Source organism: Roseobacter sp. CCS2 (assembly GCF_000169435.1).
Classification (GTDB): Bacteria; Pseudomonadota; Alphaproteobacteria; order Rhodobacterales; family Rhodobacteraceae; genus Yoonia.
In genome coordinates this window covers 65,970-88,156 of record NZ_AAYB01000009.1, presented here as the reverse complement: position 1 = coordinate 88,156, position 22,187 = coordinate 65,970, and the positions used below count along the sequence as shown (strand labels likewise).

Sequence of the window (22,187 nt, the reverse complement as noted above, 5' to 3'; positions counted from 1 at the left end):
GAAAGCGTCATCGTCAGCAGATACATATAGTATCGCGCACGTTTCGGCAGCGCGAGCGGGACCAGATCCACATTCACATGGCCGCGAAGCCGCTGTACATATGGCAGCCCGACCAACGTGGCGCCAATCGCAAGGTAGACGACACATTCGGTCTGCCAGACAGTTGATCCATTCAGTACGAAACGTACAAAAATCATTTGGCATGTGATCGCGACCGCCGCGACAATCATGGCCGCAGAACACCAACCAGCAAGGGTAGAGAGGGCCGCAACACCGCGCAAAAAGGGATTGTTTCCCGTGCGCGAAGTAACGGCTGAGCTTTGGCCAGCCATATCAGCTTCCTTTCAGGAATGAGAAGATTGTCCGCAAGGTATGGTGACCACCTGACAAAGGTGGTCACCAAGGCTTTCAATCACTCGACAGCAAGAGCCATGTCCAGCAACGCTTGACCGTCAGGTACTTCTTCCACGAATGCGGCATAAGAGGTTTCCTGCGCCAGCGCGCGCCATGCCTCAAAGTCCTCGGTTGTCATTTCAGCAATCTCTACGCCGGCCTCGCGGAACACATCGACAGAGGCAGCATCCTGCGCCTTGGCTTCTTCGAGGTAGTACGCTTCGGCTTCGGCCGCAGCAGCAAGAAGTGCGGCCTGCTGATCTGCGTTCAGACCATCAAACGTTGATTTGTTCATCAACAGCGGCTGATACATGAACCAAAGGGCCACATCTTCGGTGGCGGGGGTATAACAGGCGGCTTGCTCGTAAATCCGATAGGACACGAACGACGACGATGATGTGTTGGCAGCATTCAAGATGCCTGTTTGCATCGCGTTGTAGATCTCGGATGACGCCATTGACGTAATTGACGCGTCTGCCCCGGCAAGCATCTGTTCGAACGATTTGCCCGCCGCGCGTGTCTGAAGACCTGCAACATCGTCGGGATGTGTGATGCAGCCATCGGCGCCAACGAAACCACCCGCAAGATAACCATGGACAAGAACCATGACGTCATCTTCGGCCATCTTTTCTTCCAGCGCTTCCATGAACGGTGAATCAGCAAGGCGTGCTGCATGGTCATGGTTTTTCACAAGGCCGGGCATCAAAGTCAGGTTGAACGCGGGTTGCTGACCACCGGCATAGCTAAGCGGCAGAACAGTCATATCAAGCTGACCACGGCTAAGCGGGCGGTACTGTTCGCGCGGTTTAAACAACGACTTGGAGCCAAAAATCTTGATCTCAAGATCAACATCAGCCGCAGCAACGCCGTCAGCGACGATCTGTGCAACTTGGTGGCGAATGTCTTGGTTCGACCACTGGTGCGACAGACGAAGCTCCTCTGCGCTTGCCGTCGAACCGATGCTCATTGCCGCGAGCATGGCGACTGTCGTTAGAAATTTCGTTTTCATTATTTCCTCCCAAAGGTAAGCCGACTCTCCTCAGATGCGGCGATAATCTATCATTGCTTCATTTGCATCCTCGGTCAATATTCTTGTATACAAGATAATAATTATTGCGTTCTACGTCTTCAGCCTAGTATTGTTTTACCATGGAATTGAAGCGCGCCGAACAGATCGCAGATTCTCTTGAGCAACTCGTCTTTCAAGGCAAATACGAGGACGGTCAACGGCTTGACGAAATCAAACTTGCCACGCATTTCAGTGTTTCACGCACACCAATCCGCGAAGCGCTGCAACGGTTGGTGATGTCGGGAATGGCCGAACAGATTCCGCGCCGCGGTGTCTTTGTACGTCAGCCCGGGCCGGTCGAATTGCTCGAAATGTTTGAAACGATGGCAGAACTTGAGGCTGCATGCGGCCGCTTTGCCGCAGCACGAATGACTGACGACGGTCTGGTCCGTCTGGCTGATGCAAACGACAGATGTCGCAGTGCCGTCGAAAGGGAAGATGCATCCGGTTACTACCTGGAAAACGAAACCTTCCATCAGGAAATCTACCGTGGCGCTACAAACGCGCATTTGGAAAGCGAGGCTTTGCGACTGCAAAACCGGCTAAAGCCTTATCGGCGCGTCCAACTGCGCGTCAGAGGCCGCATGACACAATCACTTGCCGAACACGATGAGATTATCGACGCACTTAAGGCCGGGGATGCGCAACGCGCTGCGGACCTGTTAAGGTCTCATGTTACCGTTCAAGGCGAAAGGTTTCAGCAACTGATGGCAGGGCTCAAAAACTAAACGATAGGCCGCAAATTCGCGCCCGCGATGATCTGTGCGACGACGCCCGTGTTGCAGATATCAACACGCAGGATCACCTTGGATGCAGTATTTTGATCTCAGATGCTATCCTTGAAACTCCGAACGGATCACCACATCGCGCAGAAAATCGATCCGTTTGGCGGCATATTCCGCACGACAAAGAGCGGCACCACCATCTTGTGCGAACACTAACGGCAAGTACACTTTGCAGTCGCTGGCGCGCGTGTTGCGCCAATTGTTCTGCGACGCTTGCAAGTCATTGGCAAAGTCTTGGCCTACTAAATCAGTGACTGCGGCAAGGGCGCTGGACATTTCTATCGCTAATTGCGCGTCCCATGCGGCGGCTTCGGCAGCCCAGCAATCTGTTGGGTCTTGGCCGCGGATACATCCGTTTTCGCTGACTTCGATATCACCAACGACACCAAGGCAGCCAACGGCATTATCGGCAGCCGCTAAACAACTTGCCAACGCGTCAGAGCTGTTTGTGGCAACAGGCGTGTGCAATTGGCCAATTTCCTCAATAGTCAATCTGCTGTGCTTATCTGCGTCAATTGTGCGGCCATGCCACGTCACCCTGAAACTCTCAGCCCCGGATTGCGCCGTCGTGTAATAGGTTGCCCACCCATTTGCGAACCCTTTTTGCGTCCCATTGATATTCGAACATACAAACGAAAGCGTCGTCTCATCGCAGACGTCATCATAGCAAATGCGATATTGCGGCGCGGGTGTATTGGGCAGACTGTTATCTTCATAGTCGGCGCAGCCTGCCGAAACCATTGTGCCAACACTTAAGAACATCGCGCAGAAAAACAGTAATTTCTTCATCCATATAAATCCTGAATATGCGTCCTTGATATCAATATTCTGTATGATCTCATATTGATTGATCTTCGTCCACTTTCACACTTGGCTTGCTTCTAAAACGCTCAGGACTTTTCGATAGAGGGGCCGACGCTCACATATATAACGCAGCACTGGCCTTGTTATCCTCAAACCAGACCGAGGCCGCGCGATGTCAGCCAATTGCAAACAGACGCTCAAACTCTTTCGCACCCGTCTTTGAAAATAAGACGACGCGGGTTTTCTGATCTCGTTTGGCCCAAGACAGTTCTTCGAAACGGGTCAGAAATGCGCGGCCAAGGCTGCCCGCCAAATGCGATCTGCGTTCGCTCCAGTCTAAACACTCCCGGCACAGCAGTGATTTGTTTTTGCGCAACGCTGCCAGATCAATTTTAAAGTCTGCCGCAAAGATTTCGCCAGAGCTGGTCAACGTCAGGTCGTCACCCTTAAGCGACAAATGGCCTTGCGCCATGAGACTGTCGAACATCTTTGTGCCCATGTCCCCGGCCAGATGGTTGTAGCAGACACGGGCCTGCCGCAACTTGGCGTCTTGCGGCCCGGTGCGCTGACGCAAATGGCCTGATCGCGCCGCCAGCCCCATCAAACCTTCAAGGACATGCGCAACGTCATCATTGGCAAGTGAGAAATATTTGTGCCGCCCCTGTTTACGTGGGCGCAGCAGGCCGCCTTCATCAAGTTTGGACAGATGGGAACTGGCCGTCTGGATGGTAATACCTGCTTCTTCGGCCAGTTCGCTGACAGTCAGGGCCTTCCCGCTCATCAGCGCGGTCAGCATGTTGGCGCGGGCGGGATCACCGATCAGCGCGGCTAAATGAGCAATATCAGGACCTTCTTTCATAGTTCGATCTTAGTCGAAGCATCCCGCATTCGCAATCGGCTAGACTCAGCGAGACATACAAGAAGGAGCCTGTAATGCTAACCTGTATCATTCGCTATCAAATCGACCCAACAAAGAAAGATCAGTTCAATGAATATGCCCGCAATTGGGGTCAGGCTATCCCGCGCTGTGGGGCGGACCTAATCGGCTATTACGCACCCCATGAAGGGTCTTCGACGCTGGCATATGGTATCTACAACGTGGCCAGTCTGGCAGATTACGAAGCCTATCGCGCACGACTGGCAGCGGACCCGTTGGGCCGTAAAAATTATGAGTTCGCACAGAAAGAAAAGTTTCTGCTGCGCGAAGACCGTACCTGGCTTAAATGCGCCTCAGCGCCGCATGGTGACAGCGCATGATTGCAGTCATTTTCGAGGTTGAACCGGCAGAGGGCCGCAAGAACGACTATCTTGATATCGCCGCAGAAATGCGTCCGATGCTGGATGAGGTTGAAGGCTTCATCTCGGTCGAGCGGTTCCAGAGCCTGACTGATCCAAGCAAGATCCTGTCATTGTCGTTTTTCGAGGACGAGGATGCGATCGCCCGTTGGCGTAATCTGAGCGCGCATCGCGGTGCGCAGACAAAGGGCAGGGCCGGGGTCTTTGCGACCTACCGGCTGCGTATTGCCGGCGTGATCCGTGATTACGGCATGTTCGACCGCGCTGAGGCCCCAACTGATAGTCGACAGGTGCATGCCACATAAGTCCGTCCAATCTGTGAACCAAGCGACCATCCTTTGCGCTTTATGATAGGCGGCGACAGGCCTTTGTTCAACGCCGTCGCCCCATCAGGGTTTCAGTGTCACCAGCAGCACAATCAGCGTCAGGATGACCAGGCCCGCAGGCAGAAATATTCTGCCACCAGGTTTGGTGTCACGCGGGCTTTCCCAGATCGCGCGGCGTAACCTGCCGACAAGCGCGCCGTGCAGGCCTGAAAGGGCCAGCACAAGAACGATCTTTCCACCTAACCACGCAGAAGAAAACCACCCGCCCTGCACGCCCAAAAGGATGCCGAATAAAAGCGCGGCGATCATGGCCGGGGTCGTCACAGTGCGGTCGTATGCTTTGAGAGGCGTCAAAAAGTTACTGGATGGATATCGCAGCGCCAGACCAACGGCGACCATGCCACCGATCCACACAAACAGCGTCACAAGATGCGCCGCTTTGGTCAACTCATAAAGCATCACGCTCTCCTTCTTCATATTGACTGCGCAGCCAGCGTTCGTTGATAAATCCGGCCCCCGGTATTGATGCACCGATCAGCAGGCGCAGCGTTCCGAAAATGTCGATGATACCCTCTGCCCAGGATCGGATCACGAACCATACGAACACCATGAACATAAGACCATGGATCGGCCCCATGACAGACGTCGCCTGCGCGATACCGGCCCAATACTTCAGGGGCATGGCGACACCGAACAGTAGGATCAGCGTCCATGCCTCAAAAATGGCGGCGCGGCGCAGACCAGTCATGCGGACAGGCCAATAATCAAAGTGGGGCGGGGTAAGGTCATTGTATGGATCCGGGTTGCAGTTTGTACGGGCGGCGTCACATAACGCGCGCCCCGTGCTGGTTGCCCCTTTGTGCAACTGCACGACCCTGCCGCGCTACCAACTTCACAGAACTTTACGTTTGCTACAAACGCCAGCAACACAGGGCGCATAAATACGGGTCACCATATTCATCAACCCAAAAAGGCAGGACATATGACCCACCAGAAAACCATCGGCAAAAAGTGGTACAAGACCGGACGGGGGCGTTTGATGACAGGCATCGCCGCGGCGGTCTGCATCGGTATTGGTGCGCAAGCCATCGCACAAAGCCGCCCCGCGCAACACGTCGCACAATTTGTCACTGACGGCGGCGCGCCCGACTTTGTGCAGGCAGATTTTCGGTCAGGCCACAGATTTGGTGCAGGCCGGGGCAGCATGTTGGACGATATGACTGATGCGGAAATGGACGGGATGATCGCGCGCGGCGTGGCCCATGCGGCCATCGAACTGGACGCCACGGACGCGCAGCGCGACGAGATCACGCAGATTATCCTTGATCTCGTGGCAGACCTGCGCCCCGTGCCGGATGGTTTCCGCGCCGCAGGTACAGAAATACGCGAGTTGCTTTTGGCAGAAGAGGTTGACGCAGCCGCACTCGAAGCCCTGCGCGCAGACCGCATTGCCGAGGCCGACCGCGTGAGCCGCGAAATGATCACGGCAATGACGCGTATTTCAAACATTCTCACGCCCGAACAGCGTCAAACCGCCGCCGACAGGATGGCGTTCTTGCAAGAAATGCGCGAACGTCGCAGGACGCGTGATTGATCGCACACAGGCAAGAGGCCAAATGACCGACGCGGTTTTACTGGTAGAAGATGACACCCGCCTCGCCGAGATGGTCGCAAGCTATCTCGGCGCGAATGGTTTTGGTGTCACGACCGCCAAGACCGGCGAGGATGGGTTGGGTGTATTGGATGACACACCGTTCAAGGCTGTTATCCTTGATATCAACCTGCCAGGTATCGACGGGCTTGAGGTCTGCCGCCGCATGAAAGCGCGCAGCGAGACACCGATCATTATGCTGACCGCCAAAGGTGATCCAATGGATCGCATTATCGGGCTTGAAATTGGCGCAGACGATTATTTGCCCAAACCATTTGAGCCACGCGAACTGCTGGCACGATTACGCGCCATCATGCGCCGCGGGCAAACACCCACGCAAACTGTAACCACGCCACTTCAATTCGGGCGCTTACAGATAGATCCGGGGTCAATGCTGGCAAAAGTCGATGGCCGCAGCTGCGATCTGACGTCCCATCAGTTTCAGCTTTTGTTGGTGCTGGCCCGCGCGCCGGGTCGCGTTCTTAGTCGTGAACTTTTAATGGATGCACTGCGGGGTGAAACGCTTGAGGCGTTTGATCGCTCGATTGACGTGCATATCTCTCGTATCCGGGCCGAGATTGAAGATGATCCGAAAAATCCACGCCGGATCATCACCGTCCGCGGTGCCGGATATGTCTTTGCCCGCAGTCAGGATGGCGGTGAACCTCATGGATACGCGTTATGATCCGCCAAAGGCTTTACCTTCAAATCTATCTGACAATCATCGCGGCCCTCGCATTGACGGTCTTGACGACCTCCTTGGTTTTTTCGCGCCTCGGGTCTGAGGACCGCCCGAGTGCGACAGCTATCAGCCTTGCGCAACGTGCGGTCGCACAGGCTCTGCCTCCTGATACGGCCACCGCCAGCGAACAGGCCGTTGTCCTTGCCGAAATTGCGCATGGTTTGAATGTTGAACTTGCGCTGTTCGACGCAAATGGCGTCTTGATTGCGACAGATCAGATAGAGGGGCGTGCTGACTGGACGATTGAAGAAACAGATTTGCACAATGGTCCGTCCGGACTGTTTATAATGGCCGATGGGCGGATGGTGGCAGCCCGCGTGCCATTTCCGCGTCTGGGTGGCATCAGGGCACTGGTCTTGATCCTTGCGACCACCGCGATTGCGGTTGGCGCCGCGTCGTACCCGCTTGTTCGGCGCATGACAGGCCGGTTGGAACGGCTGCAACGTGCCGTTGAGCGTATCGGCGGCGGGGATCTTGCAACGCGCGCGGACATCCAAGGTCGTGACGAAATTGCAGCCTTGGCACATAGTTTTAATGACGCAGCGGACCGGATTGAGGCGCTTGTTGATGCCCACCGTGTGCTGTTGGCGAATGCCTCGCATGAACTGCGCACGCCGTTATCGCGCATCCGTCTTGGGATTGAACTGTTCCGTGATACAGGTGCGACAACACGTCTGGAAACTGTCGAAATGGACATCGCGCAACTGGACCAACTGATCGATGAAATCCTGACGCTCAGCCGGTTGGACGCAGCGCCTGCTGCATTGGACGCTGACATAGATCTGTTGGGACTGGTTGCAGAGGAATGTGCAGATGCCGGCGTGTCTGTTACCGGGCAACCTGCTGTCATCCGGGGTAATCGGGACTTGCTGCGGCGATTGGTTCGTAATCTTGTCACCAACGCCGAAAAACATGGCGCACACCCGATTGAGGTTGAAATTACGCAAAAGTCCGGCGAAACGACCCTATCGGTGCGCGATGCAGGCAAAGGCATTCCTATTGCAGATCGCGAAAAAGTATTTGAACGGTTCTTTCGTGGACGCGACAGACAAAACGTCGACGGCTACGGCCTTGGTCTTGCTCTTGTGCGTCAGATCGCAGAGGCACATGGCGGTCACGTTGAAATTGCGGATGGCAAAGGCAGCATGATTGTCGTGACATTTGCCGATCACTTGCACCACAATGAAGACAAGCCAGTGTTCACAGCAGCGCGCCGATTTGCGGGAGAATAAGAAAAGTGAGCAATCAAGTTATCAATTTCATTGTTCCCATCGCCTTGAAAGAAATGATGGAACACCTTGTCCCCATCTACCAGCATGCAAACGGCGTAACTATCAACGTAGTGCACGTCCTGAACCCAGAAGTGCCCGGACTGATCGCAGATAAGGCGGCGTGGGATATTGCGATAACAAATCCGTGCTATGTCGAAGGCATCATCATAGCAGGGCATGCAAACAGATCGTCGTGTCACACCTTCGCCCGTGCACCGTTGGCGTTTTGTGCGAAAGGTGCGCACGGTCCCGCTGCACAATCCGTCGATGTACTGGTACGCATTTTAAGGTCTGCACGCAGCATTGCCTTGACCGGTACCGGAACAAGCGGTGATACCTTCCGCGATGTTCTGCGCCAACTTAATCTTGGTGATGATCTGTCCGAACGATTGCTGTTCTTGGAAGGCGGCGGCCCGATGAAAGCCGTTCTTGACGGACGCGCAGAGCTGGCAGCGCTTCCACTGACCAATATTGCGCCTATGGATGGGGTGTCAGTCGTTGCGATCTGCCCAACTGAATTGAATGCGCATATCGACTTTGCGCTTTGCATGTCACCATCGGCGGCCAAGGTAACGCATGATTTCAGCGCTTGGCTTTTGAATGAAGCCTTGAATGAACAATTAGAACAGTTAGGCGCAGTACGCTGCAATGAGCAGTGATAGGGCTGCCTGCGAAGGCAAAATGCTAGAAAAACGGCATATAAAGCTGCATTCAGCAAACTGTGTCAGCCGCACCGCGCCACAAGCGCTGCATCCTCGTGCAAGTGCGACGATCTGCTTGCGCCTAGGATGCTATCTTCTGAAATAACAGTAAAAATTGCATTTCTCCCTTTTCAAGCGCGCTCGCATTGGTCACATATTTACCAGCTAAATTTCGGGAGTTGCTGTGTCTCTCTTCTTTATTGTCGCCTTGCCTTTCTTTGGTGCCTTGCTGCCGGGGCTGATGAATCCGGCCGGTCGGTCTGCTTGCGCTGGTGTGACGTTTACCGTCACATTGGCCGCGTTTGTTGGTTTGCTGACCAACCTGCCAGCCATCCTTGGCGGCGATATCGTGACCGCCCGCGTTGATTGGATGCCGGCCCTTGGTCTGAATTTCACTTTGATGCTGGACAGTTTGGGTTTTTTCTTTGCCTTGTTGATCCTTGGTATTGGCCTTTTGATCATCGCCTATGCGCGCCAATATCTCAGCCACAAGGATAACATGGGTGAATTTTTCACCTACCTACTTTTGTTTCAGGGTGCGATGGTGGGCATCGTCCTAAGCGATAACATCTTGCTTTTGCTAATTTTCTGGGAACTGACGTCGCTGTCGTCGTTCCTGCTGATCGGGTATTGGAAACATCTGCCAGAGGGTCGCCAAGGCGCGCGTATGGCGCTGACTGTCACCGGCATGGGCGGTCTTGCGATGATCGGTGGTATGCTGATCCTTGGCCAGATTGTGGGCAGTTATGACCTTAGCGTTATTCTGCAAAACCGAGAGCTTATTCAGGCTGATCCGCTGTATGTGCCTGCGTTGATCCTTATTCTGCTGGGCTGCTTTACGAAATCAGCGCAGTTCCCATTCCACTTCTGGCTGCCACACGCCATGGCAGCACCCACGCCAGTGTCGGCCTACCTACACTCTGCCACCATGGTAAAGGCGGGTATTTTCCTGATGGCGCGGATGTGGCCGGTGCTGTCTGGCACAACCGAATGGTTTTTGATCGTGACAACCGCTGGGTTAATCACGATGGTGTTGGGCGCGGTGATTGCGCTGTTCAAGCATGATCTCAAAGCGCTACTCGCTTTCTCAACCGTCAGTCACCTTGGCCTGATCACTATGCTGTTGGGGACCGGCACAGCCTTTGGCGCGATGGCGGCTGTGTTTCACATCCTGAACCACGCGACGTTCAAAGCGGCCTTGTTCATGTCGGCGGGCATCATTGATCACGAGGCGCATACCCGCGATATCAGGCGCTTAGGTGGTTTGCGTACCCTGATGCCAGTGACTTTTGTGATCGTCATGCTGGCGGCGCTGTCTATGGCGGGTATCCCGCTGCTCAACGGGTTTCTGTCCAAAGAAATGATGTTGGAAGAGGCAAATCACACCGTCCTGTTCAACAGCCCTTGGCTGGTCCCTGTGCTGGCCACTGTCGGTTCACTGTTTTCTGCTGCTTATTGTTTCCGGCTGATCGGTCATGTGTTCTTTGGCCCTGTGCGTGATGACTATCCCGCCAAACCCCACGATCCGCCTGCGGGTATGTGGTTGCCACCTGCGCTGTTGATCATTCCGGTGATTGTGATTGGCGTTGCCCCGTTTGTGGCGGAACCATTCGTCAAACTGGTCACGGCCTCTGTGCTGGGGAACGCCGCAGAGATGCCGTCAGCGCATCTGAAAATCTGGCACGGTTTGGTGCCTGCGCTTTATATGTCGATCATTGCTGTCTTGGGTGGTTTGGCGATGCTGGTGATCTTTAAACCCGCCTTGCGCGTGTGGGATGCCGTACCACGGCCCGAGGCGAAAACGATCTTTGACGCCGTCGTCGCCGCGATCGTCCGATTGTCGCAGGCCTTGATTCTGCCGCTGCACAATGGCGCGTTTACCCGATATGCGGCCGTTGGCACGGTCGCTATCGTCGTGGCAGGATACTATGCTTGGACGACCGGCACGGTTGGTGCGCCAATGCATGAGATGCAAAAAGCAGACCCGGTTTTGATCTCAGGCTGGGGTATGTTGGTGGCGGCAACGATTGGTATGGTGTTCCTACACCGCAATCGTTTTCTGTCACTGATACTGATCGGAATTGTGGGCTTGATGGTGTCGATCGGTTTTGTCTTCCTTAGCGCGCCTGATCTGGCAATGACCCAGTTCACGGTTGAGGTGGTGACGATCATTCTATTGCTTTTGGCGCTAAATTTCCTGCCCAACCACACGCCAATTGAAAGCACGGTTCTGCGCCGGATGCGCGATGTGGCTGTCGCGGTTGCTGGCGGCTTGGCCAGTTTCGCGCTGGCTTATTACTATATGCTGCGCGATCCGGTCAGCACCCCAATCTCTGAATTCCATCTTGCGAATTCCTACAAAGGGGGCGGCGGCACCAATGTGGTCAATGTCATTCTGGTCGATTTCCGGGGCTTCGATACGTTTGGCGAAATCATCGTGCTAAGCATTGCGGCTTTGCTGATCTACGCCTTAACCGAGGCACTGTTAAGCGGCCCTGTGCGCATGCGTCTTTTGAACCGCAAGCCTGATCAACCCCAGGCAGGCGGTGTGCATCCGATGATGATGGTGGTGCTGACCCGTGGGATGATGCCAGTCGTGATGATGGTCGGGTTTTATATTTTCCTTAGCGGGCATAACGAACCGGGCGGCGGTTTTATCGCCGGTCTGATCGTGTCGATTGGTGTTGTCATGCAATATATGGCCAGCGGTTTCTCGTGGACCTCTGCGCGATTGCGATACCCTTATCACGGTGTCATCGGGGCAGGGGTCCTGGTCGCCGGGTTTACAGGGATCGGGTCATGGTTTGTAGACAAACCTTTCCTGACATCAGACTTCACCTATGTCCGCATTCCGCCTTTTCAGGAATTCGAACTGGCGACTGCTGCTTTGTTCGATGTGGGGGTGTTCTTGTCTGTCGTGGGCGCTGTGATGCTGTCACTTGAAAGCTTTTCACGATTGGCGCGCCGTAAAGACGCGGTTGAAAGCGAACATCCAATGGATATTGACCCGTCACGCGATGACCGCCCCCGACAGACAGTAACGGAGGGCGCGTAGCATGGAATTCCTGATTGCATCCGCCATTGGTGTCATGACAGCCGCCGGCATTTATCTGGTTTTGCGCTTGCGGACGTTTCCGGTGATTTTGGGTATCTCTCTGCTGACTTATGCTGTGAACGTCTTTTTGTTCACCTCTGGTCGTGTTGTGGCGGGGGCGCCACCTGTGCTGCGCGATGATATCAACACCTACACAGATCCTTTGCCACAGGCGTTGGTGTTAACAGCGATTGTGATTTCCTTTGGGATGACGGCCGTGGTTGTGATGATTGGCCTCGGCGCATTCCTTGGGTCTGACGATGATCACGTGGATGATCAGCCGGAGGGTAAGGTATGACCCATTGGCTGATTGCACCGGTTGTTTTGCCAGCGATGCTGGCCCCTTTTATCGTTCTGGCGGCGCGTTATCACATCGGCATTCAGCGCGTGTTCTCGGTGACGGGTGTTTCAATTCTGGTCGCGATCTCGGCCGGACTGGTGATGGCGACCGCTGATGGAACCGTGATGCTTTATCAATTGGGCGATTGGGCGGCACCTTTTGGGATTGTTCTGGTGGGTGACAGATTATCGACCATGATGATCCTGCTGACATCGGTACTGGCGCTTTTTGTGCTGATCTATGCGATCAGTTCGGGCTGGGATGACCGGGGACGGCATTTTCATGCCCTGTTTCAGTTTCAATTGATGGGGATATTGGGGGCGTTTCTGACGGGTGATCTGTTCAACCTTTTTGTGTTTTTCGAGGTTTTGTTGATCGCATCCTACGGCCTGATGATCCATTCGGGCGGCACGGTGCGCTTGCGCGCTGGTGTGCAATATGTGCTGTTCAATCTTATTGGATCGACGCTGTTCCTATTTGCGCTGGGCGCGCTTTACGCCGAAACCGGCACGCTCAACATGGCCGATCTGGCCAACCGTGTGACCCTGATCAGTGCGGAAGAAACGGTTGGCATTCGTGTGGCTGCCGTCTTGTTGCTGTTGGTCTTCGCGATCAAAGCAGCGCTTGTGCCGCTGCACTTCTGGCTGCCATCCAGCTATGCAGAGGCACCGGCACCAGTGGCGGCCTTGTTTGCGATCATGACCAAAGTTGGGGCCTACGCCATCATCCGGGTCTATACGCTGATCTTTCCGCCGGAATTGGAAGTGACGGCAGGGTTGCATGATACATGGCTTTTGCCCGCTGCATTGATTTCACTTGCGATCGGGATGATTGGCGTTCTGGCAGCCAAGCGGTTTGACCGGCTGGTGGCCTTTTCCATCATCGGATCAATGGGCATGGTACTGGTGTCCATCGCGCTTTTCTCGCCCGAAGGGATTGCCGCCGCATTGTATTATATCGTGCATTCGACCTTTGCAGGGGCGGCCTTGTTCTTGATCGTGGATTTGGTCAGGTCACGCCGCGCAAACCTTGATCTGACAGCGCAAGCACCCATTGCGGGTGCCACGATCACGGCCAGTCTGTTTTTCATCGCAGCCATTGCGATGGCAGGTCTGCCGCCCCTGTCAGGGTTTTTGGGGAAACTCCTGTTGTTGGATGCTGCATTCGGGACCGACCTGATGGTGTGGGTCTGGGCAATCGTTCTGGGGTCCAGTCTGATCAGCATCGTTGGTTTTGCACGTGCGGGCAGTGTCTTGTTCTGGAAAGCGCAAAGCGTGGCGCTGCCCGAGGGGGAAAACACGACGTCACCGCCCGCAACGATGTGCTATGTCGCGATTGGTGGGCTTATCACGTTGCTGGCTTTGCACACGATCTTTGCCGGTCAGGTACACCGCTACACAACGTCCGTTGCGGCACAGCTGTTCAGCCCAGAACCCTATATCTCGACTGTGGTGTACACACCGGGCAAGCTAAGCAAACCAACGACGGAGGATCACTGACATGGCGCGCGCATTCAACTGGTTGATCCCGCATCCGCTTTTGACGCTGATCCTGACGATTGTCTGGATGTTCCTGCAGAATGAGATTTCGGCGGGAATGATCGTATTTGGTTTCATCCTTGGTATCATTATCCCATGGGGTACGTCCGTTTGGTGGCCTGATACGCCCAACAGCTTTCGGGTGGGCAAGATGATCAGCTACAGTTTTGTGGTGATCTGGGATATTGTTGTGGCCAATATTGAGGTGGCGTGGATTGTACTGACCGTGCCGACCTCCAAGCTCAAGCCTGCTTGGATCATTGTTCCTCTTCGGCTCAAACAGCCAGAAGCCATCACGATGTTGGCGGGGACAATTACGCTGACACCGGGCACCGTTTCGGCTGATCTGTCAGATCATGGGCACAGCCTGCTGGTGCATGTGCTGCACACTGATGATGCCGATGCTGTGCGCGAAGATATCATCACCCGTTACGAAGCCCGGCTATTGGAGATTTTTGCATGATACTCGCAACGCAGTTTCTGAATGTCGCACTGGCGATTGCCTTTTTGGCGCTGGCACTGGGGCAGGTGATGTCGATGGTGCGCTTGGTTCTGGGGCCAACATCAGGGGACCGGGTGTTAGCTTTGGATACAATGGTGATCAATGCCTTGGGGCTGGTGATCGTTCTGGGCATCCACCAAGGCGTGCAGATCTATTTCGAAGTCGCTTTGCTGATCGCGATGCTGGGCTTTGTGTCAACCGTGGCGATGGCCCGGTTTATCCTGCGGGGGGACATCATCGAATGACCGCACAGATTATCGGAACATATTTTGTAAGCTTATGTCTGGTCATTGGGGCAGGGTTTGTACTGGTCGGCGCGATTGGCCTGTTAAAGTTCAACGATCCGATGACCCGCCTGCATGCCCCCACAAAGGTAGGGACAGTGGGGATTGGGATGTTGTTGGTGGCCTCAATCGTGCATTCCTTCGATATCGGCAAACCATCGACACATGAGGTGCTGATCATGATCTTCCTGTTTGTCACGGCACCGATTTCGGCCAACTTTATTGGTAAGGTGAACATCCATCGCCGTGCCTGCGAAACGCCGCCTGAACCACCAAAAGATGATACGTGGTCAACACTCAGCGTGCCCGATTTTGATAGCGAACGGTGAAGGCGTTTCATCGGGCTTGGTGGCATTCGCGCCACGCCGATGCAGGTTAAACGGGTGTTTAAGGTGGTTTGTGATACCGTGTTCAAGGTAAAGAACTTTGCAAGCCGGGCGATATCCGCGCGGACAAGATTAGGGCGTAGCGACAACCATGTCTGACCAACAGACCGCAAAAGGCCGGGCAGAACTGCTTGAGACCCGCAAGAAAAGCCGCACGCTTTACTGGGTCGTGGGTGTCTTCAGTTTCTTTGTGAACCTGCTGATGCTGACAGGGCCGCTTTATATGCTCAATGTTTATGACCGTGTGCTAAGTTCGCGGTCTTTTGAAACGCTATTGGCGCTGTCTGTGCTGGTCGCCTTTCTTTATGCGATGATGGGTATTCTGGATTTCACCCGCGGCCGGATTATGGGGCGCGTTGGTGCGCGGTTTCAGGCCAGCCTTGACCGGCGCGTATTTGGGGCTGTGCTGAAGGCAACAACCTTGCACCGCGCCCCACATGAGGCCGCAACGGGCCTGCGTGATCTGGAAGCGGTGCAGCGTCTGATCACATCGCCCGCGTTGATGGCGTTGTTTGATCTGCCTTGGGTTCCGCTTTTCTTTCTGGGAATCTTTATCTTTCACCCGCTGATGGGCATCTTGGCTGTCGTGGGTGCCGTAATTTTGCTGATTGTCGCGCTACTTAATCAGGTGACGACCCGCAAACCGCTGCAGCGGGCCAATGCGGCCAGCTTTGCCTCGGAACGATTGGGCGCACATATCCGCGATGAAAGCGAAATGGTGCATTCGCTTGGTATGCGCGGGGCGGCTTTTGATCGCTGGCAATTGGCGCGTGGCACGTCGCTGGACACCACGATTGATGCTGCTGATGCCTCTGGGACATTCACGGCACTGACCAAAGCCTTCCGCCTGTTCCTGCAGTCTGCCATGCTGGGTCTGGGTGCCTATCTTGTCTTGATCAACGAACTGTCGCCGGGGGCAATGATTGCAGGCTCGATCCTGCTGGGTCGCGCGCTGGCCCCGATTGAATTGCTGGTTGGGCAATGGGCGGTGTTCCAGCGTGGTCGCGAAGGGTGGCGCAATCTGTCTGTATTGCTGGGACAAATTCCCGCCGATACGCCGCGCACGGCACTTCCCAGACCAGCAGCTCGGATCATGGCTGAACAAGTCACCGTGGTCCCGCCGGGTGAGGCGCAGGCGGCCCTGCGCATGATCAGTTTTTCCGCCGCACCGGGGCAGGCAATTGGCGTCATCGGTACATCGGGCGCTGGTAAATCCACCTTGGCCCGGGTTTTGACAGGTGTCTGGCAACCGGCGGGTGGTAAGATCAGGCTGGATGGCGCGGCACTTGACCAATATGACCCTGATGTACTGGGCCAGCACGTTGGCTATCTGCCGCAGCGGGTGCAGCTTTTTGATGGCACGATCAAGGAAAACATCGCACGGATGTCGATGGCGCCCGACGATGCCAAGGTGATTGCCGCTGCCAAAACCGCCGACGCACATGAGATGATCCTGCGGTTGCCGGATGGATACGATACCCAAGTTTCGGCAACCACCGGACGTTTGTCGGGTGGGCAAATCCAACGGATTGGTCTGGCGCGCGCGCTATATGGTGATCCGGTGATTGTGGTGCTGGATGAACCTAATTCAAACCTTGATAACGACGGATCAATGGCCCTGAATAAGGCGATCAAAACGCTGAAGGCGGACGGCAGGATCGTGTTTATTATGGCGCACCGGCCGTCTGCCATTCAGGAATGCGACATGTTGCTGGTCATCGAAAACGGCGCACGCCGCGCCTTTGGCCCCAAGGACGAGGTGATGGCCGAGATGGTTAAAAACCATGGCGATATCAAACGCAGCGCAGGCAAGGCCGGGGGTGTGTCATGACCGATGCGATTGACCGGCGCTGGTCGGCGCGTAAGCACTTTACCATCGGTGCGCTGACACTGTTGATCCTTGTGGGTGGCTTTGGCACTTGGGCCGTGATGGCGCAGATATCCGGTGCGCTGATCACAACCGGGCAGATCGAGGTCGATCGTAACCGGCAGGTTGTGCAACACCCCGACGGTGGCGTGGTCGAGGAAATCATCGTGGATGAAGGCGACACGGTCGCGGCCGGTGATCTGCTTTTACGATTGGATCCAACGGTACTGCAATCGGAATTGGCGATTGTTGAAGGGCAGTTGTTTGAAATCCTGGCGCGTCGTGCCCGCCTCGAGGCTGAGCGCGACGACGCCCCTGTGCTTGCTTTCAGCGATGTCCTGCATGAGGTCGGCACCCCCGAAGTGCAAAGATTGATGGACGGACAAGACCGCCTGTTTCAGGCGCGCCTTGAAACCAATCGCGGCTCTGTCGAACAGCTGACCCAGCAGCGTGCTCAGATTGCCAGCCAGCTTGCTGGGATTGCAGCCCAACAACAGGCGCTATCCACCCAGCAAGAGCTGATCGCGCAAGAACTGTCCGACCAACAAAGCCTGCTGGATCGCGGTTTGGCACAGGCCAGCCGTGTGTTGGCCCTGCAACGTGAAGAGGCCAACTTGCTGGGCACGGTTGGCGATCTGACCGCACAATCGGCGCAAGCCGGGGAAAGGATGACAGAGATTGAGTTGCAAATCCTCGGTCTGGCCGCCAGCCGTCGCGAAGATGCCATTACCCAACTCAGAGACTTGCAATTCAACGAATTGGAACTGTCAGAGCGCCGCCGCACGCTGCGTCGTCAGCTTGAGCGGTTGGACATTCGTGCGCCTGTTTCTGGTGTGGTCTATGGCTTGCAGGTTTTTGCCCCGCAATCGGTCATTCGCCCGGCTGATCCGGTGCTGTTTCTGATCCCGCAAGACCGCCCTCTTGTGATTGCCACGCAGGTGCAGGTCGTTGACATTGATCAGGTTTTTGTCGGCCAAGAGGTGACATTGCGCTTTTCGGCCTTTGATCAGAAACGGTCACCTGAATTGCAAGGGACAGTCACGTTGGTGTCAGCCGATGCCTTTCAAAACGAAACGTCCGGTTTGTCGTATTACAGGGCCGAGGTGCAGTTGGAAGAAGGGCAGATGGCCCGTTTGCCTGACGATATGACGCTGATCCCCGGTATGCCCGTCGAAGCCTTCGTGCGTACTGCGGATCGCAGCCCGCTGAATTTCCTGATCAAGCCACTTGCCGATTATTTTAACAAAGCCTTCAGAGAGACCTGAGATAGGGTCATGATGCCTTGTGGTCGCGCCGCGCATCAGCCATAATTTTGCTATGCCTGCCCCTTGTCACCTGATGGTTTTCACCGATCTCGATGGAACGCTGATCGACCATACGACGTATGACTGGGCCGCTGCACAACCCGCTTTGGATGCACTGCACGACATGGCCGCCGGTATTGTGCTGGCCAGCAGTAAAACCGCAGCTGAAATGGGTCCACTGCGCGCCAAGATGGGTGTGCAGAAATGGCCTGCTATCGTTGAAAACGGGGCTGGCATTCTGCCACCATTCAAGATGCAGGCGCCCGCTGCAGAAGATTATGCCAAGGTACGTGCGGCCTTGGATGGCGTACCGTCTGATCTACGCCAGCAGTTTCGCGGTTTTGGGGATATGACGGCACAGGATGTTTCTGACTTGACGGGCCTATCGCCCGATGATGCCGCGCTTGCAAAGCAGCGGTGCTTTTCCGAACCCGGCCTGTGGTCGGGCGCAAAGGCTGACAAAGAAGCGTTCCTTGCAGCCTTGGCTGATGATGGTATCACCGCGCAACAAGGCGGGCGATTTTTGACGCTATCCTTGGGGCGCAACAAAGTGGATCATATGCGCGACATCATCGACCTTTATCAGCCGCAGCATACGGTTGCCCTTGGGGATGCGCCCAATGATATTGCCATGTTGGAACATGCCGATATCGGGGTGGTCATCGCAAACCCCGCGCGTCAGCCGCTACCGCCCCTTAAGACCGAAAAAGCAGGTCGTATCATACGCACGCAGGATGCGGGCCCTGTTGGTTGGAACTGGGCTATTCTTCACCTCATTGACCGCTTTGAACAGAGTAGGACACCACCGCATGGCTGATTTCCACCAAAACGGAAACATCACAACGTTGCACAATCTGCGCACCCGCGTCGTTGGGGAAATGGAGGCAGAGTTGAACGCCTTTGCGTCCACCCGCAAAATTTCTCTGATCTTGCCGTGCCTGTATTCAGAGCTTGAAGGCGATGCGATGCCCCATATCCTGACCGAACTGTCCAAGGTGAACTATCTGCACCGGATCATCGTTGGATTGGATGCCGCTGACGAGACGCAGTTCCGCCATGCCAAATCGTTCTTTCAGGGGCTCAATCAAGATCATATCGTGATCTGGAACGATAGCCCGCGCATGTTGGCGCTGGGCGCGCGTTTGCACGAACTGGGTCTGGCACCAAACGAGCAGGGCAAAGGCAAAAACGTTTGGTCATCGCTGGGCTATCTGATGAGCTGCGCTGACAGTGCGGTTATGGCGATCCATGACTGCGATATCCTGACCTACGACAAGGAAATGCTGGCCCGGCTGGTCTATCCGGTCGCCAACCCCAATTTTCCTTATCAGGTCGCAAAAGGGTACTATGCCCGCATCGGTGGCGGCAAATTGAACGGTCGGGTCACACGCCTGTTGGTCAGCCCGCTTTTGATTGCCCTGAACCGTGTGATCGGACCGCGCGATTATATCGATTATCTGCGCAGTTTTCGCTACCCGCTGTCAGGTGAATTTGCCATGCGCACGGCCATCCTGCCTGACCTGCGCATCCCATCCGACTGGGGGCTTGAGATCGGGGTATTATCAGAGGCTTGGCGCAATCTGGCACCCAAGGCGGTGTGTCAGGTCGAAATCTCGGATGCTTACGATCACAAACATCAGGACATGGCCGCGGATGAGGCCGGGTCAGGCCTGAACCGCATGTCTACCGATATCTGCAAGGCGATTTTTCGCAAGCTGGCGGCGGATGGTACGGTCTTTACGCCCAACACCTTCCGCACGTTGAAAGCCACCTATTACCGCTGCGCGCTTGATCTGTTGGACGGATACTATAGCGATGCCAAGATGAACGGCCTCGCGATTGATCGCCACACTGAGGAAAACGCGATCGAGATGTTTGCCGAGAATATCATGCGTGCGGGACAGGTGTTTTTGGACAATCCGCATGAAACGCCCTTTATTCCCACATGGAACCGCGTCCATGCCGCCGATCCGACGTTCCTTTCTGATATGAATGCAGCGGCGCAGGCGGATGCGGCAGATTATCAATGATCAGCCTTGGTTTGTGATCCAACGGCATTGGTAGGGGGCCAGCGTCACGGCCTCTTGATCCATATCGAGCGCTTCGCCGGTCAGCAGGTCGAACCATGTCTCATCTGCGATTAAATTCATCGAAAGTTGAGACAGAACAACCGTCTGATCGCTGACATTGTGCAGGGCAAAGATGGATTGACGCCGGTCCAGGCTTTGCCGCCAAACGCCAAACACCTGATCGCCCAAAGGCATGGTGAACTGTGTGGCGTTGGGGTGGAACGCCGGTTGTTGTGCGCGGATACGCAGCCGCTCTGACACCGCAGCCAATATCCGCGACTGTGGTGTTTCAGGATCATCCAGCATCGCATTCAATGTCGGATAATCCCACCGGTGCCGATTGATCGCCCGGTTCATACCGCGATGTGCGACCTGGGCGTGATCGTTAGGGGTGGCCAGCATCGAATGGATGTAGAAGGCAGGTATGCCCTCAAGCGACATGACGATGGTTTGGGTACAGATGAAGCGGTCAAAGTGATGGTCATCCTGACCGGCGAAAGTCTGCGCTGTTGCTTCATAGAAGGTCGTGTTGATTTCATAAGGCGCCTCGCCCCCATCGGGCAGGGCACGCATGGACACAAGGCCGCCAATGTTCTGGATTGTTTCAATCATCCGCGCCTGTTCGTCGGCAGGCAAAATACCTTCAGCGGGGCGCATCCCGATCCCGTCATGGCTGGCCGTGAAGTTCAGATAGGCGCAGCCCATCTGCGCCGGTGGCATCCCGCTTTGCCAATGGCGCAGGTAATGGGCTGAACCGGACATGACCGCGTGCAGGATCAGCGGAGGCAGGGGGAAATTATAGATCGCGTGCGCTTCGTCATGCGCGCCAAAATAGCTTAGGTTTTCGGCCTTGGGCACATTCGTTTCGGTCAGCAGGATAATCGTCTCGGATGCATAATCACACAGCAGCCGCATCAGTTTCACAATGGCATGGGTCTGGGGCAGGTGGATTGAGGATGTACCCGGTTCTTTCCAAAGAAAGGCCACCGCATCCAGCCGGATGATCTGCACGCCGTTGTCCACATGCAGGCGGATGATCCGCAGGAATTCCAACAGCACTTCGGGATTGCGGAAATCAAGGTCAATCTGGTCGTGGCTGAACGTGCACCAGACATGGCGGGGGCCGTTGGCGGTTTCGACCTTTTGCAACAGCGGTGTTGTGCGCGGGCGGACAACATCACTGACGTCATCATCAAGGCTGGCTTCGAAAAAATACCTGTCAAAAGGTGACTGCCCCTGCCGGTATCCGTTAAACCATGTCCCTTGGCTGGACACATGATTCAGCACCAGATCGGACATCAGATGAAAATCTGCGCTGATCCGGTTGATATCGGGCCAATCGCCCAACTGCGGGTTTACGCTGCGAAAATCCGACACGGCAAAGCCATCGTCCGAGGTATAGGGGAAGAACGGCAGGATATGCACGCCGTTCACCACGCCTTTCATGCGCCGCAACAGAAAGTCGTGCAGCAGATCAAGGGGCTTATGCGCGCCATCGATGATTGAATTACCATAGGTGATCAGCAGCGCGTCCTTTTCGGTCCACAAATCATTGCTTGGCGTGCGCCCGCGTTTGCGCCGCCGTGTCCCATCTGGCCAAAACGCGTTCTGAATGTTTTGCGCCAGCACCTCGGCATCCTGATCAGGATAGACTTGTCTGATCAGCGACGTGAGCCGCTTTTGAAAAGAGTGTGTCTTCATCATCTACACGTCACCTGTTTTCCCAAGGCATAGCTGACCAAATGGCTGGCCCAAGGTCAATCGC

Annotated in this window: 24 protein-coding genes; 17 read left to right on the top strand and 7 right to left on the bottom strand. The window is 55.3% G+C overall.

Features of this window, described 5'->3' with window-relative positions; all coding sequences use genetic code 11:
* Together RCCS2_RS17420 and dctP are read right to left on the bottom strand one after the other, a co-directional pair.
* The coding region (locus RCCS2_RS17420; RefSeq protein WP_037294501.1) for a TRAP transporter small permease at positions 1–332 on the bottom strand (332 nt) is incomplete at its 3' end.
* Between the two features lie 80 nt (positions 333–412).
* Entirely contained in the window at positions 413–1,402 is a 990-nt protein-coding gene (gene dctP, locus RCCS2_RS17415; protein WP_008236761.1) for a TRAP transporter substrate-binding protein DctP, read from the bottom strand.
* Between the two features lie 140 nt (positions 1,403–1,542).
* Between dctP and RCCS2_RS17410 the strand changes: the two genes are divergently transcribed.
* On the top strand, positions 1,543–2,190 hold the full coding sequence (locus tag RCCS2_RS17410; protein ID WP_008236758.1) for a GntR family transcriptional regulator: 648 nt from the start codon (positions 1,543–1,545) through the stop codon (positions 2,188–2,190).
* Positions 2,191–2,295: 105 nt separating this feature from the next.
* On the opposite strand, the gene RCCS2_RS17405 is transcribed toward RCCS2_RS17410, so the two are convergent.
* Both RCCS2_RS17405 and RCCS2_RS17400 read right to left on the bottom strand, forming a co-directional pair.
* Positions 2,296–3,036, bottom strand: coding sequence for a lysozyme inhibitor LprI family protein (locus RCCS2_RS17405; RefSeq protein ID WP_008236755.1), 741 nt, complete (start codon positions 3,034–3,036; stop codon positions 2,296–2,298).
* A gap of 190 nt (positions 3,037–3,226) precedes the next feature.
* Entirely contained in the window at positions 3,227–3,910 is a 684-nt protein-coding gene (locus RCCS2_RS17400) for an ArsR/SmtB family transcription factor (RefSeq protein WP_008236753.1), read from the bottom strand.
* Between the two features lie 74 nt (positions 3,911–3,984).
* Here RCCS2_RS17400 and RCCS2_RS17395 point away from each other — a divergent pair, with 74 nt between their 5' ends.
* Together RCCS2_RS17395 and RCCS2_RS17390 are read left to right on the top strand one after the other, a co-directional pair.
* Complete coding sequence (locus RCCS2_RS17395) at positions 3,985–4,308, top strand: NIPSNAP family protein (RefSeq protein WP_008236751.1); 324 nt, start codon at positions 3,985–3,987, stop codon at positions 4,306–4,308.
* Entirely contained in the window at positions 4,305–4,652 is a 348-nt protein-coding gene (locus RCCS2_RS17390; protein WP_008236749.1) for an antibiotic biosynthesis monooxygenase family protein, read from the top strand. The genes RCCS2_RS17395 and RCCS2_RS17390 overlap by 4 nt, the downstream gene beginning before the upstream one ends.
* A gap of 84 nt (positions 4,653–4,736) precedes the next feature.
* Here RCCS2_RS17390 and RCCS2_RS17385 read toward each other — a convergent pair whose 3' ends face one another.
* Positions 4,737–5,132 (bottom strand): CopD family protein, encoded by a 396-nt coding sequence (locus RCCS2_RS17385; RefSeq protein WP_008236747.1) that lies wholly within the window; start codon positions 5,130–5,132, stop codon positions 4,737–4,739.
* The gene (locus RCCS2_RS17380) at positions 5,122–5,421 is read right to left on the bottom strand and encodes a DUF3817 domain-containing protein (RefSeq protein ID WP_037294519.1); all 300 of its coding nucleotides are present in this window, start codon (positions 5,419–5,421) and stop codon (positions 5,122–5,124) included. The genes RCCS2_RS17385 and RCCS2_RS17380 overlap by 11 nt, the downstream gene beginning before the upstream one ends.
* Positions 5,422–5,655: 234 nt before the next feature.
* Between RCCS2_RS17380 and RCCS2_RS17375 the strand changes: the two genes are divergently transcribed.
* The 14 genes from RCCS2_RS17375 (at position 5,656) to RCCS2_RS17310 (ending at position 20,383) form a co-directional block, all read left to right on the top strand.
* Positions 5,656–6,267, top strand: a complete 612-nt coding sequence (locus tag RCCS2_RS17375; RefSeq protein WP_008236742.1) for a Spy/CpxP family protein refolding chaperone — start codon at positions 5,656–5,658, stop codon at positions 6,265–6,267.
* Entirely contained in the window at positions 6,260–7,009 is a 750-nt protein-coding gene (locus RCCS2_RS17370; protein WP_008236741.1) for a response regulator, read from the top strand. Before RCCS2_RS17375 ends, RCCS2_RS17370 begins: the two co-directional genes overlap by 8 nt.
* Positions 7,006–8,298, top strand: a complete 1,293-nt coding sequence (locus tag RCCS2_RS17365; protein ID WP_008236740.1) for a sensor histidine kinase — start codon at positions 7,006–7,008, stop codon at positions 8,296–8,298. The genes RCCS2_RS17370 and RCCS2_RS17365 overlap by 4 nt, the downstream gene beginning before the upstream one ends.
* 5 nt (positions 8,299–8,303) lie before the next feature.
* Entirely contained in the window at positions 8,304–8,996 is a 693-nt protein-coding gene (locus RCCS2_RS17360; protein ID WP_008236738.1) for a substrate-binding domain-containing protein, read from the top strand.
* A 226-nt stretch (positions 8,997–9,222) separates the two neighbouring features.
* Positions 9,223–12,093, top strand: coding sequence for a monovalent cation/H+ antiporter subunit A (locus RCCS2_RS17355; protein ID WP_037294498.1), 2,871 nt, complete (start codon positions 9,223–9,225; stop codon positions 12,091–12,093).
* A 1-nt stretch (position 12,094) separates the two neighbouring features.
* Positions 12,095–12,430, top strand: coding sequence for a Na+/H+ antiporter subunit C (locus tag RCCS2_RS17350; RefSeq protein WP_008236736.1), 336 nt, complete (start codon positions 12,095–12,097; stop codon positions 12,428–12,430).
* Positions 12,427–13,971, top strand: a complete 1,545-nt coding sequence (locus RCCS2_RS17345) for a monovalent cation/H+ antiporter subunit D (protein ID WP_008236735.1) — start codon at positions 12,427–12,429, stop codon at positions 13,969–13,971. The genes RCCS2_RS17350 and RCCS2_RS17345 overlap by 4 nt, the downstream gene beginning before the upstream one ends.
* A 1-nt stretch (position 13,972) precedes the next feature.
* Positions 13,973–14,473 carry a Na+/H+ antiporter subunit E gene (locus RCCS2_RS17340; protein WP_008236734.1) on the top strand — a complete coding sequence of 167 codons (501 nt, stop codon included), beginning with the start codon at positions 13,973–13,975 and terminating at the stop codon, positions 14,471–14,473.
* Positions 14,470–14,757 (top strand): K+/H+ antiporter subunit F, encoded by a 288-nt coding sequence (locus RCCS2_RS17335; RefSeq protein ID WP_008236733.1) that lies wholly within the window; start codon positions 14,470–14,472, stop codon positions 14,755–14,757. Before RCCS2_RS17340 ends, RCCS2_RS17335 begins: the two co-directional genes overlap by 4 nt.
* The gene (mnhG, locus tag RCCS2_RS17330; RefSeq protein ID WP_008236732.1) at positions 14,754–15,125 is read left to right on the top strand and encodes a monovalent cation/H(+) antiporter subunit G; all 372 of its coding nucleotides are present in this window, start codon (positions 14,754–14,756) and stop codon (positions 15,123–15,125) included. The genes RCCS2_RS17335 and mnhG overlap by 4 nt, the downstream gene beginning before the upstream one ends.
* Before the next feature lie 148 nt (positions 15,126–15,273).
* Positions 15,274–17,013 carry a type I secretion system permease/ATPase gene (locus tag RCCS2_RS17325; RefSeq protein ID WP_008236731.1) on the top strand — a complete coding sequence of 580 codons (1,740 nt, stop codon included), beginning with the start codon at positions 15,274–15,276 and terminating at the stop codon, positions 17,011–17,013.
* Positions 17,010–18,314: an HlyD family type I secretion periplasmic adaptor subunit gene (locus tag RCCS2_RS17320; protein ID WP_008236730.1), complete on the top strand. Its 1,305-nt coding sequence runs from the start codon at positions 17,010–17,012 to the stop codon at positions 18,312–18,314. Before RCCS2_RS17325 ends, RCCS2_RS17320 begins: the two co-directional genes overlap by 4 nt.
* Before the next feature lie 73 nt (positions 18,315–18,387).
* Entirely contained in the window at positions 18,388–19,170 is a 783-nt protein-coding gene (locus RCCS2_RS17315; RefSeq protein ID WP_008236729.1) for an HAD-IIB family hydrolase, read from the top strand.
* Positions 19,163–20,383: a glycosyl transferase gene (locus RCCS2_RS17310; RefSeq protein ID WP_008236728.1), complete on the top strand. Its 1,221-nt coding sequence runs from the start codon at positions 19,163–19,165 to the stop codon at positions 20,381–20,383. The genes RCCS2_RS17315 and RCCS2_RS17310 overlap by 8 nt, the downstream gene beginning before the upstream one ends.
* Here the strand turns inward: RCCS2_RS17310 and RCCS2_RS17305 are convergent, their stop codons facing one another.
* Positions 20,384–22,123: a sugar phosphorylase gene (locus tag RCCS2_RS17305; RefSeq protein WP_037294515.1), complete on the bottom strand. Its 1,740-nt coding sequence runs from the start codon at positions 22,121–22,123 to the stop codon at positions 20,384–20,386.
* Positions 22,124–22,187 lie beyond the last annotated feature (64 nt).

Excerpts from the sequence above, each read along its gene's own strand:
- RCCS2_RS17410 (WP_008236758.1), top strand. The coding sequence starts at position 1,543 with ATGGAATTGAAGCGCGCCGAACAGATCGCAGATTCTCTTGAGCAACTC.
- RCCS2_RS17395 (WP_008236751.1), top strand. The coding sequence starts at position 3,985 with ATGCTAACCTGTATCATTCGCTATCAAATCGACCCAACAAAGAAAGAT.
- RCCS2_RS17405 (WP_008236755.1), bottom strand. The coding sequence starts at position 3,036 with ATGAAGAAATTACTGTTTTTCTGCGCGATGTTCTTAAGTGTTGGCACA.
- RCCS2_RS17320 (WP_008236730.1), top strand. The coding sequence starts at position 17,010 with ATGACCGATGCGATTGACCGGCGCTGGTCGGCGCGTAAGCACTTTACC.
- dctP (WP_008236761.1), bottom strand. The coding sequence starts at position 1,402 with ATGAAAACGAAATTTCTAACGACAGTCGCCATGCTCGCGGCAATGAGC.
- mnhG (WP_008236732.1), top strand. The coding sequence starts at position 14,754 with ATGACCGCACAGATTATCGGAACATATTTTGTAAGCTTATGTCTGGTC.
- RCCS2_RS17315 (WP_008236729.1), top strand. The coding sequence starts at position 18,388 with ATGGTTTTCACCGATCTCGATGGAACGCTGATCGACCATACGACGTAT.
- RCCS2_RS17375 (WP_008236742.1), top strand. The coding sequence starts at position 5,656 with ATGACCCACCAGAAAACCATCGGCAAAAAGTGGTACAAGACCGGACGG.
- RCCS2_RS17305 (WP_037294515.1), bottom strand. The coding sequence starts at position 22,123 with ATGAAGACACACTCTTTTCAAAAGCGGCTCACGTCGCTGATCAGACAA.
- RCCS2_RS17380 (WP_037294519.1), bottom strand. The coding sequence starts at position 5,421 with ATGACTGGTCTGCGCCGCGCCGCCATTTTTGAGGCATGGACGCTGATC.
- RCCS2_RS17400 (WP_008236753.1), bottom strand. The coding sequence starts at position 3,910 with ATGAAAGAAGGTCCTGATATTGCTCATTTAGCCGCGCTGATCGGTGAT.
- RCCS2_RS17335 (WP_008236733.1), top strand. The coding sequence starts at position 14,470 with ATGATACTCGCAACGCAGTTTCTGAATGTCGCACTGGCGATTGCCTTT.
- RCCS2_RS17310 (WP_008236728.1), top strand. The coding sequence starts at position 19,163 with ATGGCTGATTTCCACCAAAACGGAAACATCACAACGTTGCACAATCTG.
- RCCS2_RS17350 (WP_008236736.1), top strand. The coding sequence starts at position 12,095 with ATGGAATTCCTGATTGCATCCGCCATTGGTGTCATGACAGCCGCCGGC.
- RCCS2_RS17385 (WP_008236747.1), bottom strand. The coding sequence starts at position 5,132 with ATGCTTTATGAGTTGACCAAAGCGGCGCATCTTGTGACGCTGTTTGTG.
- RCCS2_RS17345 (WP_008236735.1), top strand. The coding sequence starts at position 12,427 with ATGACCCATTGGCTGATTGCACCGGTTGTTTTGCCAGCGATGCTGGCC.
- RCCS2_RS17325 (WP_008236731.1), top strand. The coding sequence starts at position 15,274 with ATGTCTGACCAACAGACCGCAAAAGGCCGGGCAGAACTGCTTGAGACC.
- RCCS2_RS17390 (WP_008236749.1), top strand. The coding sequence starts at position 4,305 with ATGATTGCAGTCATTTTCGAGGTTGAACCGGCAGAGGGCCGCAAGAAC.
- RCCS2_RS17365 (WP_008236740.1), top strand. The coding sequence starts at position 7,006 with ATGATCCGCCAAAGGCTTTACCTTCAAATCTATCTGACAATCATCGCG.
- RCCS2_RS17340 (WP_008236734.1), top strand. The coding sequence starts at position 13,973 with ATGGCGCGCGCATTCAACTGGTTGATCCCGCATCCGCTTTTGACGCTG.